Raw genomic sequence first — 14,825 nt, 5'->3', positions numbered from 1 at the left:
GCCCCGCCCTGCGACAGCGACGGAAAAGGGCCCGGATGCCGTGGCATCCGGACCCCTTCGAGAGAAGCGGACGTCAGCCGAGCAGAGCCTCGACCGGGCCACGGGCGAAGAAGACCACGAAGCCGGCGGCGACGATCCACAGCAGAGGGCTGATCCGACGCGCGCGACCCGACAGAGCCTGGATCAGCACCCAGCTGACGAAGCCCGCACCGATGCCGTTGGCGATCGAGTAGGTCAGCGGCATGACCGTGACCGTGAGGAACACCGGGATCAGCACCGACAGGTCGGAGAGGTCGACGTGGCGGATCTGCGCCATCATCAGCGCACCGACGATGACCAGGGCCGCGGCGGCGATCTCGCTCGGCACGATGCTGGTCAGGGGTGTGAAGAACATCGCCAGCAGGAACAGCGCGCCGGTCACGACGTTGGCGAGGCCCGTGCGGGCGCCCTCGCCGATGCCGGAGCCGGACTCGATGAACACCGTGTTCGACGACGACGAGGTCGCGCCTCCGGCGACAGCGCCGATGCCCTCGATCACCAGCGCCGAGCGCAAGCGGGGGAAGGTGCCGTCGGGGGCCGCGAGTCCCGCCTCGCGCGACAGGCCGGTCATGGTGCCCATCGCGTCGAAGAAGTTCGTGAACACGAGCGTGAACACCAGCATGAGGGCGGCGAGGATGCCGATGCGGCCGAACGATCCGGCCAGGTCGACCTGGCCGACGAGAGAGAGGTCGGGAAGGCTCACCCACTGCGCGGGGAGGGTCGGCACGGTCAGACCCCAGCCGCCGGCGTTGCCGTCGGCCTTCGCGCCGAGACCCGCGACCGCCTCGACGATCACGGCGATGACGGTGCCCGAGAGCAGACCGATCAACAGCGCGGCCTTGACCTTGCGCACGAGCAGCACGGCGGTGATGACGAGGGTCAGCACGAACAGGGCGGTCGGGATCGTGGCGATCGAGCCGCCGACGCCGAGGCCCACCGGGGGAGAGCTCAGGCCGGTGGAGGTGACGAGGCCGCTGTCGACGAAGCCGATGAAGGCGATGAACAGGCCGATGCCGACCGTGATCGCCGTCTTCAAGGCGAGGGGCACCGCCTCGAAGATCATGCGGCGCAGGCCCGTGACGGCGAGCAGCACGATGATCAGGCCGTTGACGACGACGAGTCCCATGGCCTCGGGCCAGGTGACCTCGCCCACGATGCCGACCGCGAGGAACGAGTTGATGCCCAGACCCGCGGCGAAGGCGAACGGCAGCCGGGTCACGAGGCCGAAGAGCATCGTCATGACGCCCGCGGTGAGCGCGGTGACCGCGGCGACCTGCGTGAAGCCGAGGGCGTTGCCGGCGACGTCGGGCGTGCCCGACAGGATGATCGGGTTGAGGATGACGATGTAGGCCATCGTCACGAAGGTGACCACGCCGCCGCGCACCTCGGCGCCGACGGTCGAGCCGCGCGCGGTGATCTCGAAGAACTTGTCGAGACGGTTCTTCGGGGCGGGAACGGTCGTGGTCTCGGGAGCAGAAGCGCTCATGAAGGCTCCAGGAAAAAGGGGGGAGGGGCTAGACCGGAGGGGAAGACGCCGACGTATCGTGTGAGCTATGTCACTCTCAGGAGAGTATCTACCCAGCACCAGCGAATGGGCCCGTCAGCAGGCGGAAACGTTCGAAGCCACGGGGGGCAAGGAGTCCGCCGACATGCGGGGCGTACCCATCATCGTCCTCACCACCGTCGGCGCCAAAACGGGCGGCCTGCGCAAGACCGCGCTGATGCGCGTCGAACACGACGGGAAGTACGCGGTCGTGGCCTCGAAGGGCGGCGCCCCGGAGCACCCCGCGTGGTTCTACAACCTCGTGAAGAACCCTCGCGTCGCCCTGCAGGACGGCGACGTGAAGAAGGAGTACGACGCGCACCAGGCCGAGGGTGCCGAGCGCGAGGAGTGGTGGGGCTACGCGACCGAGGTCTGGCCCGACTACGACGAGTACCAGAAGAAAACCGACCGCCGCATCGAGCTGTTCGTGCTGGAGCCGGTCGACTGAGACGCGCGTGGGGGGTCATCTTCTGTCGCGTGGCGCTCGATACGGCGACAGTTTCGGACCCCCCACGCGACTCCCGCCGCGCCTGAGCGGCGGTCGAAGGACGCGCGGGTAGGGTTCCTCTCGCCCATGCATCGCCTTCTTGTCGCCCTTCTGGCCGCTCTCGACGCCGTCCTGGCCGCCGCGGGCGGTATCGCCGTGGTGCTCGCACCTCTCACCCTGCTGTGGGTGTTCGGCATCGGAAATCCCGATTGGTCGGCCCTGTGGCCGGCGTCGGCCGCGGTGTGGCACCTCGGCCACCTCGTGCCGGTCACGCTCACCCTGCCCGACACGTATCTCGCGGCGACTGGCATAGACCCGTCGTTCGCGACCTTCACGCTGTCGCTCGCCCCTCTCGCCTTCGCCGCCTTCACCGCGCTGTTCGCTGCGCGCTCGGGCGTCCGCGCCGGGGAAGCGGGAGCAGCGCTCACCGGCTGGCTGTCGGGATCGGTGGTCTTCACCGCCCTGACCACGGTCGTCGCCCTGACCTCGAACGCCGCGCTCGTGGCATCCGACACCTGGCTCTCGATCCTCCTGCCGTCGCTGTTCTTCGTCGTCCCCGCGTGCATCGGCGCGGTGCTCGGGGCCTGGCGCGTCGGTGACGACGGCCCCGTCGACGCCGTGCGGGGATGGATCGCGCGGATGCCGCGGGACTGGGCCCGCGTGCCCGTCCTGATCCTGCGGGGCTTCGCCGTCACCGCGCTCGGACTCGTGGCCATCGCCTCGGTGATCGTCGTCGTGGGCCTCGTCGCGCGCTCGACGCAGGTGATCGGGCTGTTCCAAGCGAGCAACGCCGACGCCCTCGGCGCGACCGTCATCGCCCTCGGGCAGCTCATGTACCTGCCGACGCTCGTGCTGTGGGCGCTGTCGTTCACGGCCGGCCCGGGCTTCGCGCTCGGCACCGACACCGCCGTGACGCCGGCGGCAACGCAGGTCGGCGCGCTCCCCGGCATCCCGGTGCTCGGCGCGGTCCCTGACACCACCTCGTCGTGGCTGCTGCTGCTCGTGCTGCTGCCCGTCGCGGTCGGCGCGCTGACCGGATGGATCCTGCGATCCCGGATGCCGCTGCACGACGACCACGAACCCGTCGCGCCCCGGCTGGTCGTCGCCCTCAGCGTCGCGGTGCTCACCGGCGGGGCCGGTGCGCTGGCCGCGGTGCTCTCGAGCGGGGCCATTGGGCCCGGACGACTCGTCGAGACCGGCCCCCAGCCCGGCCCCCTCGCGCTCGCGCTCGGCCTCGAAGTGCTCGTCGGCCTCGCGATCATGCTGCTCGGTCCCCGCGTCGGCGGAGACGCCCCGGTCGAGGCCGTCGAACACCGCGACGAGACTCCCGCGTTCGTCCCGGCCCCCCGCGCGCGCACCGCGTTCGACCACGACGAGCACGCGACCGGCCCCGCTCCCGTGCTCGCGGCGCCAGGAACCGGCATCGCCTCCGACGTGTGGCCCCGAACCTTCGCCGAACCGGATGCCGCCCGCCCGAGCACCTCGTCCGCCGCGGCGCCCGAGCGCACCGATGTCGGCCTCACCGACGAGGAGCGTGCCCGCATCCGCGCGGCGTGGGGCTCGGCCGACCGGGACGACCACCGCGACGACCGCTGACCCGCTTCGGCGTGCTCCGACCCACCTGCGTAGACTGAGCGCGTGCTCACGGTCGCCGTCCTCATCTCCGGCACCGGCTCCAACCTCCGCGCCCTGCTCGAGGCGGCATCCGCCCCCGACTTTCCGGCGCGCGTGGTGGTGGTCGGTGCCGATCGCGAAGCCGACGGCTTCGCCCACGCCGAGCACTTCGGCATCCCGAGCTTCCTTGTCGCGTACGACTCGTTCGAGAGCCGCGGAGAGTGGGGCGCCGAACTGGGTGCGCAGCTGGCCGTGTGGAATCCCGACCTCGTCGTGCTGAGCGGACTGATGCGCCTGCTGCCGGCCGACCTCGTCGCCGCGTGGGAACCCCGCATCATCAACACCCACCCCGCGTACCTGCCCGAGTTCCCCGGAGCCCACGGCGTGCGCGACGCCCTCGCCGCCGGCGTCGAGCAGACCGGAGCGAGCGTCATCGTTGTCGACTCCGGCGTCGACACCGGGCCGATCCTCGCGCAGGAGCGCATCCCGGTGCTGCCCGGCGACACCGAAGACACCCTGCACGAGCGCATCAAGCCCGTCGAACGACGTCTGCTCATCGACGTCGTGCGCCGCATCGCCGAGGGCGAGCTCGACCTCGCCGCCGCGGCATCCCGAACCGCCTGACCCGCGCGGCGGGCGCTCGCCCGCTGCGGACGAACCCGACTCGAGACACAGGAGCCGAAAGCCATGGCCGGACCCCGCCACGACCCCGCCGACTACCGTCCCCGCGACATCGTCCCGATCCGCCGCGCCCTCGTGTCGGTCAGCGACAAGACCGGCCTGCTGCAGCTCGGTGAAGCCCTCGCCGCAGCCGGCGTCGAGATCGTCTCGACCGGCGGCTCGGCCACGCTGCTGCGCGACGCCGGCCTCGAGGTCACCGACGTCTCGGCCGTGACCGGATTCCCCGAGTCGCTCGACGGCCGCGTGAAGACCCTGCACCCCAACGTGCACGCCGGTCTTCTCGCCGACCTGCGCCTGGCCTCGCACGAAGCGCAGCTCGACGAACTCGGCATCCGCCCCTTCGAACTCGTCGTCGTCAACCTCTACCCGTTCGTCGAGACCGTGGCATCCGGAGCCGAGGGCGACGACGTCGTCGAGCAGATCGACATCGGCGGCCCCGCGATGGTCCGCGCCTCGGCGAAGAACCACGCCAATGTCGCCATCGTCGTCTCGCCCGAGTCGTACCCCGCGATCATCGACGCCGTGCAGACGCAGGGCGGCACCACCCTCGTGCAGCGCCGCGAGCTCGCCGCCCGCGCCTTCTCGCACACCGCCGCCTACGACACCGCCGTGTCGACCTGGTTCGCCGAGGGCACGCTCGGCGACGACATCGACCTGCCCGCGCACCTCACCATCCAGGCCGAGCGCCAGTCGACCCTGCGCTACGGCGAGAACTCGCACCAGCGCGCCGCGATCTACACGCGCGTCGGCGGGCACGGCATCGCCCAGGCCACGCAGCTGCAGGGCAAGGAGATGTCGTACAACAACTACGTCGACGCCGACGCCGCCCTGCGCGCCGCGTTCGACATGGTCAAGCCCGCCGTGGCGATCATCAAGCACGCCAACCCCTGCGGCATCGCCGTCGCCGCCCCCAACGCGCTCGACCCGATCGCCTCGGCGCACCTGCGCGCCCACGAGTGCGACCCCGTGTCGGCCTTCGGCGGAGTGATCGCCGCGAACCGCACCGTGACGCTCAAGATGGCCGAGAACCTGCGCGACATCTTCACCGAGGTGATCATCGCGCCCGACTTCGAGCCCGAAGCGCTCGAAGTGTTCAAGCTCAAGAAGAACCTGCGCGTGCTGCGCCTGCCCGCCGACTGGACGCAGGAGTCGATGGACGTCCGCCTGGTCTCGGGCGGACTGCTGCTGCAGGACGCCGACCGCTTCCCCGACGACATCGAGTCGGTCGCGAAGAACTGGGAGCTCGTCTCGGGCGAGCGTCCCGCCGAGGCCGACATGGAGAGCCTCATCTTCGCGTGGAAGTCGTGCCGCGCCGTGAAGTCCAACGCCATCGTGCTCGCGCAGGCCTCGGCCACCGTCGGCATCGGCATGGGCCAGGTCAACCGCGTCGACTCGTGCCGCCTCGCCGTCGAGCGAGCCGGCGACCGTGCTGCCGGTTCGGTCGCGGCATCCGACGCGTTCTTCCCCTTCGCCGACGGGCCGCAGGTGCTGATCGACGCCGGGATCTCGGCGATCATCCAGCCCGGTGGATCGGTTCGGGATGCCGAGGTCGTCGACGCCGCGCGCGCCGCCGGCGTCACGATGTTCTTCACGGGAGAGCGTCACTTCTTCCACTGAGCCGTCGCGCTTCGCGCCGCCCTCGTGACCTCGGTCGCGGGGGCGGTGCGGTGTTCGGGGGTGGGTGCGGGCGTGGGTCTGGCGCTGCGGGAGCCTGGCGTTGCGTGGGTTCGCGGGGTGCGGTTTGGGGCGCGTTTCGTCGTTCGGGGCGGGAAAAGTCCGCCCCGAACGACGGAATCCGCCCCGAACCGCGCGGGTGGAGTGCAGGTTCGGGTCGAGGGGCCTTCGCGCCAGCCCCCGACCGCAGGGCGGACGTGTCGCTATGGTGCGGGGAGGCCAAACGGTCGAGCTGGGGGTTCGGATGTCGTCGCGTTGGGTGCGGGTGCTCGTGTTCGTCTTGGTGGTCGTGCTCTCGACGACCCTTCCGGTGGGGGTCGGGGTTCTCCTCACGGTCCAGTCATCGGAGTCGAGCGGCGGTGAGTTGTTCCTCAGTATCTTCGCGAGCATCGGTTTCGTCGTCGGGCCGCTTCTTGTCGGTTCATGGATGGCGTTCTGGGACCCTCGTCGCTCCGCGGATTCGCGCAGGATCTTCCGCCGCATCTGGGTGACGGTCATCCTCAGCGAGGTGGTGTCGGCTGCGCTGATCATCGCGTACACGGTGCTCGCGGGGGCTCCCGTCTGGCTGCCGGTGGTGTTCATCGTCGTGGGATCGGCCCTGATGGCGGCCGCGTTCTGGCTGGGGAACCTGCTGCGAACGACGGCACCTGCGCCGGCTGCGCTGCCGGCCGAATCCCTCTATCCGCCGGCGGAGCGTCGTCGTGACGTGCGTCGCATCGTGGTCGCCGCTCTCATCACGATGGTCGTCGTCAGCGCCCTCTGCACCGCACTCGCGCTCACCGTCGGCCTGGGGGACGCGTGGTTCCCGGTGGTCTGCTTCCCGTTGGCGTTCGCGCTGATCGTCGGCGGCGGCATGAGCTCGTTGCCCACTTTCCGAGTCGGCCGTCGGGCACGCGCCCTCGTCGATGGTGATCTCGGGCGTCTCCGCACCATCGGCAAGGCCGTCACGAGAAGCAAGGGACCGACGCTGACGGCGGAAGACGAGATGGCAGCCGCTCGCTACGCTCCCGCGGCGGCGATCCTCATGACCTATCAGGTGGTGAACATCGTCACGCTGTACCTCGCCCTCGGGCTTCTGCAGGTCAACAATCTCTCGTCGTCGAGCACCGACCCCGCCTTCCGCATCTTGAGCATCGTGCTCCTGGCGTTCTTCGTCGTGACCCTCGTGGTGCTGGTGCCGTTGCAGATCCGACAGATCCGGCGAGCCCGTGCCTACGCGAGCGCGCATCCCGCTCCGCGGTCCGAGTGGGTGGATTCACCGTCGGAAGCTCCTGGCGCATAGCCCGAGCGGGTCGAGGGGGCGGTGCCTGCTGACACGTCCGCGTTCGGGGCAAGTTCTGTCGTTCGGGGCGTGAAACATCCGCCCCGAACGACAGAACTTGCCCCGAACCGGGGATGGCCGCGCAGGCCACGCGGGGGCGGGTGGACCGCGCGGGCGCGGTGCCCGATCTCGCAGGGTGGAGGGATGCAGTCGGCATCCGGATACGTCTCACGCCGCGGCCTCGTGTGGGGTGGCCTCGGCGTGCTCGCCTTCTCGTTCACCGTGATCTTCACCCGCGTCGCGGTGGCGCAGCTCGACCCGCTGTTCGTCGGGGCGGGTCGGGCCGTCGTGGCCGCGGCGATTGCGGCGGTCGCACTCGCGGTGACGCGGTCGCGGATGCCGTCGGCCCGGCAGGCCGCACGCCTCGCGATCGTCGGCGGGGGAGTGGTGCTGGGCTTTCCGCTGCTGACCTCGTTCGCCCTGACCTCGGCGCCCGCGAGTCACGGCGCGGTCGTGATCGCGGTGCTGCCCGCCGCGACTGCCGTGGCCGCGGTTCTCCGCACGCGCGAGCGACCGGGCCGCGGGTTCTGGATCGTGGCCGCGATCGGGGCCGTCGTCGCGGTGGCCTTCGCGGTCGGAGGGTCGAGCGGCGGAGGAGTGCATGCCACCGACCTGCTGCTGCTCGGCGCGGTCGTGGCCGCCGCCGTGGGCTACGCCGAGGGTGGTGTTCTTTCGCGCGAACTCGGCGCGTGGCAGACGATCTCGTGGGCCCTGGTGCTGTCGAGCCCGGTGATGATCGGCCTGACGCTCTTCTCGGTGATCCGCACGCCGATCAGCGCGGACCCGGCCGCATGGGCATCGTTCGCCTACCTCGCGGTCGTGAGCATGTTCCTCGGGTTCGTCGCCTGGTACCGCGGACTCGCGATCGGACCCATGGCCCGCGTCAGCCAGCTGCAGCTCGCCCAGCCGGTGCTGTCGCTGGGCTGGGCGGCTCTGGTACTCGGAGAGCCGCTGACCCTCGGAACCGTGGCCGGGGGCTCGCGGTCATCGCGTGCGCGGCGATCGCCGTGACGATCCGTCAGCGCTCGGCGGGCCCTCCGGCGCCCGTGTCTCTCGAGGCAACGGATGCCGCTGCGCTCACGCGCTCATCTCGATGAGCTTTGCGACGGTGTTGGCATTGCGCGCCGTGCCGATGACGCCGAGGCGCTTCTCGATGTAGCTCGCCTGCACCTTCGACCGCCCGATGCCGTCGGGGTAGCGGACGAACACCTCGCGCCCGTCGACCACGACTTCCTCCGGCGCGCCCGCGGGGAGTTCGAGCGTCGCGGTTGCGGCCGGCTGGTCGAGGAAGACGGTCTGCACCCAGCGCCCCTCGGGGTCGGACGCGAACGGATTGCGCGCGTGCGCGTCGGCGAGCTCGGCGTGCGTGCGGACGATGACGGGCAGGTCGAAGCCGAACCCCTCCCGTACCGCCGTGCGCACCGTCTTCGCGATGGTGGCGGAGTCGCGTCGCCCCGGCTCGAGCACGAGGTTGCCCGCGACCTGCAGCGTCTCGACCTCGCCCAGACCGGCGGATGCCAGTGCCTCGCGCAGCGCGGGCATCTTCATCGCCGTGGGTCCACCGACTCCACGGATCAGGGCGACGGAGCGTGGCATGAAGCGACCCTATTCCGTCGGCACGGGTCAGGAGAGGGTGGGGTGACGGAGACGCGACGGGTCGTTTCCTGCCCGTTCGAGCAACGGCCAACGGCCCACGCCCGCGCCGCCTCAAGCCGAGTCGCGACCCAGGGTCTCGAGCAGGCGCAGCCACACCTCGCTGACCGTCGGGTACGACGGCACCGCGTGCCACAGACGCTTCACCGGCACCTCGCCGACGATCGCGATGGTCGCGGAGTGCAGCAGCTCGGCGATGTCGGGGCCGACGAAGGTCGCGCCGACCAGCACGCCGCGGTCGAGGTCGACGATCGCGCGGGCCTTCCCGACGTAGGCGTCGGACTGCTCGCTCGAGCCGGCGATGCTCGCGAGGTCGTAGTCGAGCACCTTGACGTTCAGGCCCTTCTCTTCGGCCTTCTTCGCGGTGAGGCCGACGGAGGCCACCTCGGGGTCGGTGAACGTCACCTGCGGCACCGCGTCGTGATCGGCGGTCGCCACGTGGGCTCCCCACGGAGCGTCGTCGATCTCGTCGCCCTTCGCGCGGGCCGCGATCACGTCGCCCGCCGCGCGGGCCTGGTACTTGCCCTGGTGGGTCAGCAGCGCGCGGTGGTTGACGTCGCCCACGGCGTAGAGCCAGTCGAAGCCGCGGACGAGGAGGGTGTCGTCGACCTCCAGCCAGGCGCCCGGCTTCAGGCCCACGGCATCCAGCCCCAGATCCTGCGTGCGGGGCGTGCGACCGATCGCGACGAGCACCTCGTCGGCGGTGACGGTCGTGCCGTCGGAGAGCTCGAGCGTGGCGCGGCCGTCGTCGTCGCGACGAGCGGAGGTCGTGTCGGCACCGGTCTTCACGGTGACGCCGCGCTCGCGCAGGGATTCGGTGACCATCTCTCCGGCGAAGGGCTCATTGGCACCGAGCAGGCCGGAGCGGGCGATGATCGTGACCTCGCTGCCGAGGCTCTGGAACGCGGTCGCCATCTCGGCGCCGACGACGCCGCCACCGATGATTGCGAGAGAGGCGGGGATCTGCTCGACAGCGGTCGCCTCTCGGCTCGTCCATGGTGAGATGTCGGCCAGCCCCGGGATGTCGGGCAGCAGCGCAGCCGACCCGGTGCAGACCGCGACCGCGTGGCGCGCCACCAGGTCGGTGGTCGTGCCGTCGGCGGCGGTGACCCGCACGGTCTTCTCGCCGGTCAGGGTGCCGTGGCCGCGCACGAGGTCGATGCCCGCGCCCTGCAGCCACTGCACCTGACCGGAGTCGTCGTAGTTGCTGGTCATGGTGTCGCGACGGCGGAGCACGGCCGCGACGTCGAGGTCGCCCGTGACCGCCTGCTTCGCCCCGTCGACGTCGCGTGCGGCGCGCAACGCGGCGGCGCTGCGCAGCAGGGCCTTCGACGGCATGCAGGCCCAGTACGAGCACTCGCCGCCGACGAGCTCGGACTCGACGATGACGGCGGTGAGGCCGGCCTGCACGGCGTGGTCGGCCACGTTCTCGCCGACGGGGCCGGCGCCGATGACGATGAGGTCGTATTCGCGTTCGCTCATGTCGATCACGCTACTCAGGGGGTCCGACATCGGGCGGGGGTTGCGCTGTGCACCCGCACGCGGGTTTCCGAGCCGACCGCACCCTGGGGGAACCCTGCAAGGTCTTGACCTCCGTCTCTGAACCGGTTTAGAGTTTGACGACTGAACCGGTTTAGGCCGCAGACCCCCACGACGGAGTGACGGATGACGAACGACACGCGACCCACCATCGCCGATGTCGCGCGCCGCGCCGGCGTGAGCAAGGGCCTCGTCTCGTTCGCGCTGAACGGCCGCGCGGGCGTCGCCCCCGACACGCGCGAGCGCATCCTCGCCGTCGCGGCCGACATGGGCTTCAGCCCCAGCCTCCGGGCCCGCTCGCTCAGCGTCGGCCGGGCGTTCGCGTGCGGGCTCGTGATCGGTCGCAGCCCCGACGTGATCGCGGCCGACCCCTTCTTCCCCTCGTTCATCGCCGGCGTCGAAGACGAGTTCTCGGTCTCGGGCCAGGTGCTCGTGCTGGCCGCGGCCACCCCCGGTCGCCACGAGGAGGAGACCTACCGCGGCCTGGTCGCCGATCGCCGCGTCGACGGCGTGATCCTCTCCGACCTCCGCGCGGGCGACCCCCGCGTCGCGCTCGTCGCCGAGCTCGGCATCGCCGCCGTCACGCTCGGCGCCCCCGACGTCGACAGCCCCTTCACGTCGGTGTCGGTCGACGACGGAGCGGGCATCCGTCTCGCGGTCGACCACCTGGCCGACCTCGGCCACACCGACATCGCCCACGTGGCGGGCCCGAGCGCGATGCTCCACGGCCGCAGCCGCACGGCGGCGTTCGAAGCGGCGGCTGCAGAACGCGGCATCCGGTCCCGGGTCGCGCCGACCGACTTCAGCGCGGCCGACGGCGCCCGAGCCACGGATGCGCTGCTCGACGCCGACGTGCCTCCGACGGCGATCGTCTACTCGAACGACAACATGGCCATCGCCGGCCTCGGGCGCGCGCAGCGGCGCGGGCTGGTCGTGCCGCGCGACCTGTCGATCACGGGGTTCGACGACGCCGAGATCGGCCGCCACCTCTTCCCGGCCCTTACCAGCGTCGCCACCGACGCGCGGGGCTGGGGAGCCGCCGCCGCCCGCGCGCTGCTGGCCGCCACCACGGGCGGTGCCGCCGAGGCCCTCGCTTTGCCCGATCCCCGACTCATCGTCCGCGCCTCGACCGGGGCGCCGCCGACCGCTTGACGCACCGCGGGTCATCCCGCACACACAAGGAGGAAGACATGCGACGACGCATTCTGACCACAGCACTCGCCGCCACCGGCGTCTTGGCCCTGTCCGCCTGCAGCGGCGGGGGAGGAGCCAGCTCGGGCATGGACGCCCGTGGCCCGATCACCATCTGGTACTCCAACAACGACGCCGAGATCGCGTGGGGCGAGCAGATGGTGAAGGCGTGGAACGACGCCAACCCCGACCAGCAGGTCACCGCGCAGGAGATCCCCGCCGGGTCGTCGAGCGAAGAGGTCATCGGGGCCGCGATCACCGCCGGCAACGCCCCGTGCCTCATCTTCAACACCTCGCCCGCGGCCGTCCCGGGCTTCCAGAAGCAGGGCGGACTGGTCAACCTGTCGGACTTCCCCGACGGCGAGCAGTACATCACCGACCGCAGCGGCGACCTCGCCGACCAGTACCGCTCCGACGACGGCGGCTTCTACCAGCTGCCGTGGAAGAGCAACCCGGTCATGATCTTCTACAACAAGGACCTCTTCGCCCAGGCCGGACTCGACGCCGAGAACCCGAAGCTGTCGACCTACGACGACTTCCTTCAGACCGCGCAGACGCTGAAGTCGGCCGGGGTCGCGCCGTACGCGATCAACCCGGCGCCCACGAGCGAGTTCTTCCAGTCGTGGTTCGACTTCTACCCGCTGTACGCCGCGCAGACGGGCGGCACGCAACTGGTCGAAGACGGTCAGGCCACCTTCGACGACGCGGACGGCGAAGCGGTCGCCGACTTCTGGCGCACGATCTACAGCGACCAGCTCGCCGGCAACGAGCAGTACCAGGGCGACGCGTTCGCCGACGGTCAGGCCGCGATGGCCATCGTGGGCCCGTGGGCGATCTCGGTCTACAAGGACAAGGTGAACTGGGGCTCGGTGCCCGTGCCGACCGAGAAGGGCACCGCCGCCTCCGACACGTGGACCTTCAGCGACGCGAAGAACGTCGGCCTGTTCACCGCGTGCGACAACAAGGCCACCGCGTGGGACGTGCTGAAGTTCGCCACGAGCGAGGAGCAGGACGGCACGTGGCTCGAGGAGACCGGCCAGATGCCGTTGCGCACCGACCTCACCACGACCTACGCCGACTACTTCTCGGCCAACCCGTCGTACCAGCAGTTCGGTGACCAAGCCGCCCGCACCGTCGAGGTGCCGAACGTGCAGAACTCGGTGGAGATCTGGCAGGCGTTCCGCGACGACTACTCCAAGGCCGTCATCTTCGGCGAGGGCGACGTGAAGACGTTCCTCTCGGATGCCAAGACCCAGATCGACCAGCTCGCGGCAGGGAAGTGACATGACCACGTCCGTCGCCGGCACGGCCGGCCGCACCGGGGGCGACCCCGGGCGGCCGGGCCGTGCGGCGGGCGCGGAGACCACGACCAAGACGCGGCGCCGCCCGTTCGGTGCGCAGCCGCTCGGCATCCTGTTCTCCGCCCCGTACCTGATCTTCATCGGGGTCGTGTTCGCGTACCCGATCATCTTCGCGGTGTGGATGTCGTTCCACGACTACTTCTTCACCGCCCCCGGCGCCAACGTCGAGCGGCCGTTCGTCGGCTTCGACAACTACGTCACCGCCCTGAGCGATCCCGACGTGTGGCGGGCCTTCGGCAACGTCGGCGTCTTCCTGCTCATCAACGTCCCGCTGACCGTGGTGCTGTCGATCCTGCTCGCGACGGCGCTCGACCGCGCGGTGCGCGCCCGCGCGTTCTTCCGGGTGGCCTTCTACGTGCCCTACGTCACGGCATCCGTCGCCGTGGTCGCCGTGTGGCTGTTCCTGTTCTCGAACACGGGCCTGGTCAACAACGTGCTCGGGCCGCTCGCGCCGAATCCGTCGTGGCTGGTCAACTCCGCGCTGGCGATGCCCACGATCGCGCTGTTCGTCACCTGGAAGGGCCTCGGGTTCTACATCCTGCTCTACCTCGCGGCCCTGCAGAACGTGCCGCGCGAGCTGCACGAGTCGGTCGCGGTGGACGGGGGCGGGCGCATCCGCCAGTTCTTCTCGGTCACCGTGCCGGGCGTGCGGCCCGCGACGTTCCTCGTGCTGCTGCTGTCGACCATCACGGGCGCGAACCTCTTCACCGAGCCCTACCTGCTCACGAGCGGCGGCGGACCCAACGGTGCGTCCACGTCGCCCGTGCTCCTCATCTACCAGAAGGGCATCGAACAGCAGAACCCCGACGTGGCCGCGGCCATCGGCGTCGTGCTGATCATCTTCGTGCTCGTCATCGCGCTGCTGCAGCGCCGGTTCGTGGGAAGGGAGGAATCGTGAGAAGCAAGATCGTCACGTACAGCGTGCTGACCGTCGGTGCGCTCGCGTTCCTGTTCCCCTTCTATTACATGATCGCCGGGTCGCTGCAGACGAGCCCCGACACCTCGATCGCGGGGGCGTTCCCGCACCCCTCGAACCTCACGGTGGAGAACTACACCGCGATCGACGGGCGCATCAACCTGTTGCAGGGCCTGGCGAACTCGGGCATCTTCACCGGCGGTGTGATCCTCGGCACGCTCGTGTTCGGCGTGCTCGCCGGCTACGCGCTCGCGGTGCTGAAATGGCGCGGACGCTCCGCGACCTTCGCGCTCGTGCTGCTGGTGCAGGTGATCCCGTTCCAGCTGCTGATGATCCCGCTCTACGTCATGATCGCCCGCGATTACGGCCTGAGCGACAGCTACCTGGGCATGATCCTGCCGTTCTTCATCAACTCCACGGCCGTGGTCATCTTCCGCCAGTACTTCCTGCAGCTGCCCAAGGAGCTCTTCGACGCCGCCCGTATCGACGGCGCCAACGAGTTCCGGTTGCTGTGGAGCGTCGCGCTGCCCCTCGTGCGCCCGGCGCTGCTGACGGCGGTGCTGTTGACCTTCATCGGTCCGTGGAACGAGTTTCTCTGGCCGTTCCTGATCACGAAGGACGCCACCATGCAGCCCCTGGCGGTGTCGCTGGCCAACTTCATCTCGAACATCGCGGCATCCACCACCAACCCCTTCGGCGCCATGATGGCCGGCGCCGTCGTGCTCGCCGCACCCGCGGTGGCGCTGTTCCTGATCTTCCAGCGCTACTTCACCTCGAACGACCTCGGATCCGGAGTGAAAGGATGA

12 protein-coding genes and 1 pseudogene are annotated in these 14,825 nt (G+C 70.4%); 10 read left to right on the top strand and 3 right to left on the bottom strand.

Going from position 1 to position 14,825, the window contains the following annotated elements; translation table 11 throughout:
* Window positions 1–73: 73 nt before the first annotated feature.
* Window positions 74–1,525 carry an NCS2 family permease gene (locus M3667_RS03160; protein ID WP_251504787.1) on the bottom strand — a complete coding sequence of 484 codons (1,452 nt, stop codon included), beginning with the start codon at window positions 1,523–1,525 and terminating at the stop codon, window positions 74–76.
* 67 nt (window positions 1,526–1,592) lie between these two features.
* Here M3667_RS03160 and M3667_RS03155 point away from each other — a divergent pair, with 67 nt between their 5' ends.
* The 6 genes and pseudogenes from M3667_RS03155 (at window position 1,593) to M3667_RS03130 (ending at window position 8,456) form a co-directional block, all read left to right on the top strand.
* On the top strand, window positions 1,593–2,030 hold the full coding sequence (locus M3667_RS03155) for a nitroreductase family deazaflavin-dependent oxidoreductase (protein ID WP_251504785.1): 438 nt from the start codon (window positions 1,593–1,595) through the stop codon (window positions 2,028–2,030).
* A 126-nt stretch (window positions 2,031–2,156) separates the two neighbouring features.
* Window positions 2,157–3,665: a DUF6350 family protein gene (locus M3667_RS03150; RefSeq protein ID WP_251504783.1), complete on the top strand. Its 1,509-nt coding sequence runs from the start codon at window positions 2,157–2,159 to the stop codon at window positions 3,663–3,665.
* 42 nt (window positions 3,666–3,707) lie between these two features.
* Window positions 3,708–4,307, top strand: coding sequence for a phosphoribosylglycinamide formyltransferase (gene purN / locus M3667_RS03145; RefSeq protein WP_251504781.1), 600 nt, complete (start codon window positions 3,708–3,710; stop codon window positions 4,305–4,307).
* A gap of 63 nt (window positions 4,308–4,370) precedes the next feature.
* The gene (gene purH, locus M3667_RS03140) at window positions 4,371–5,981 is read left to right on the top strand and encodes a bifunctional phosphoribosylaminoimidazolecarboxamide formyltransferase/IMP cyclohydrolase (protein ID WP_251504779.1); all 1,611 of its coding nucleotides are present in this window, start codon (window positions 4,371–4,373) and stop codon (window positions 5,979–5,981) included.
* A 301-nt stretch (window positions 5,982–6,282) separates the two neighbouring features.
* Entirely contained in the window at window positions 6,283–7,320 is a 1,038-nt protein-coding gene (locus M3667_RS03135) for a hypothetical protein (protein WP_251504777.1), read from the top strand.
* 183 nt (window positions 7,321–7,503) lie between these two features.
* Window positions 7,504–8,456: pseudogene (locus M3667_RS03130) on the top strand (DMT family transporter).
* Here the strand turns inward: M3667_RS03130 and M3667_RS03125 are convergent.
* Window positions 8,437–8,955 (bottom strand): DUF1697 domain-containing protein, encoded by a 519-nt coding sequence (locus M3667_RS03125; protein ID WP_251504775.1) that lies wholly within the window; start codon window positions 8,953–8,955, stop codon window positions 8,437–8,439. The pseudogene M3667_RS03130 and the gene M3667_RS03125 overlap by 20 nt on opposite strands.
* Before the next feature lie 111 nt (window positions 8,956–9,066).
* Window positions 9,067–10,494 (bottom strand): NAD(P)/FAD-dependent oxidoreductase, encoded by a 1,428-nt coding sequence (locus tag M3667_RS03120; protein ID WP_251504774.1) that lies wholly within the window; start codon window positions 10,492–10,494, stop codon window positions 9,067–9,069.
* 183 nt (window positions 10,495–10,677) lie between these two features.
* Here M3667_RS03120 and M3667_RS03115 point away from each other — a divergent pair, with 183 nt between their 5' ends.
* The 4 genes from M3667_RS03115 to M3667_RS03100 are packed head-to-tail and all read left to right on the top strand — an operon-like array spanning window position 10,678 to window position 14,825.
* A complete protein-coding gene (locus M3667_RS03115; protein ID WP_251504772.1) occupies window positions 10,678–11,703 on the top strand; it encodes a LacI family DNA-binding transcriptional regulator in 1,026 nt (341 codons plus the stop codon).
* A gap of 38 nt (window positions 11,704–11,741) precedes the next feature.
* Window positions 11,742–13,025 carry an extracellular solute-binding protein gene (locus M3667_RS03110; protein ID WP_251504770.1) on the top strand — a complete coding sequence of 428 codons (1,284 nt, stop codon included), beginning with the start codon at window positions 11,742–11,744 and terminating at the stop codon, window positions 13,023–13,025.
* A 1-nt stretch (window position 13,026) separates the two neighbouring features.
* Window positions 13,027–14,001 (top strand): carbohydrate ABC transporter permease, encoded by a 975-nt coding sequence (locus M3667_RS03105; RefSeq protein WP_251504769.1) that lies wholly within the window; start codon window positions 13,027–13,029, stop codon window positions 13,999–14,001.
* The gene (locus M3667_RS03100; RefSeq protein WP_251504767.1) at window positions 13,998–14,825 is read left to right on the top strand and encodes a carbohydrate ABC transporter permease; all 828 of its coding nucleotides are present in this window, start codon (window positions 13,998–14,000) and stop codon (window positions 14,823–14,825) included. Before M3667_RS03105 ends, M3667_RS03100 begins: the two co-directional genes overlap by 4 nt.

It is taken from the genome of Microbacterium sp. P26 (assembly GCF_023712585.1).
GTDB classification, from domain to species: Bacteria; Actinomycetota; Actinomycetes; order Actinomycetales; family Microbacteriaceae; genus Microbacterium; species Microbacterium algihabitans_A.
Note: the sequence above shows the minus strand (reverse complement) of the source record. Positions and strands in the feature narration are given on the sequence as shown.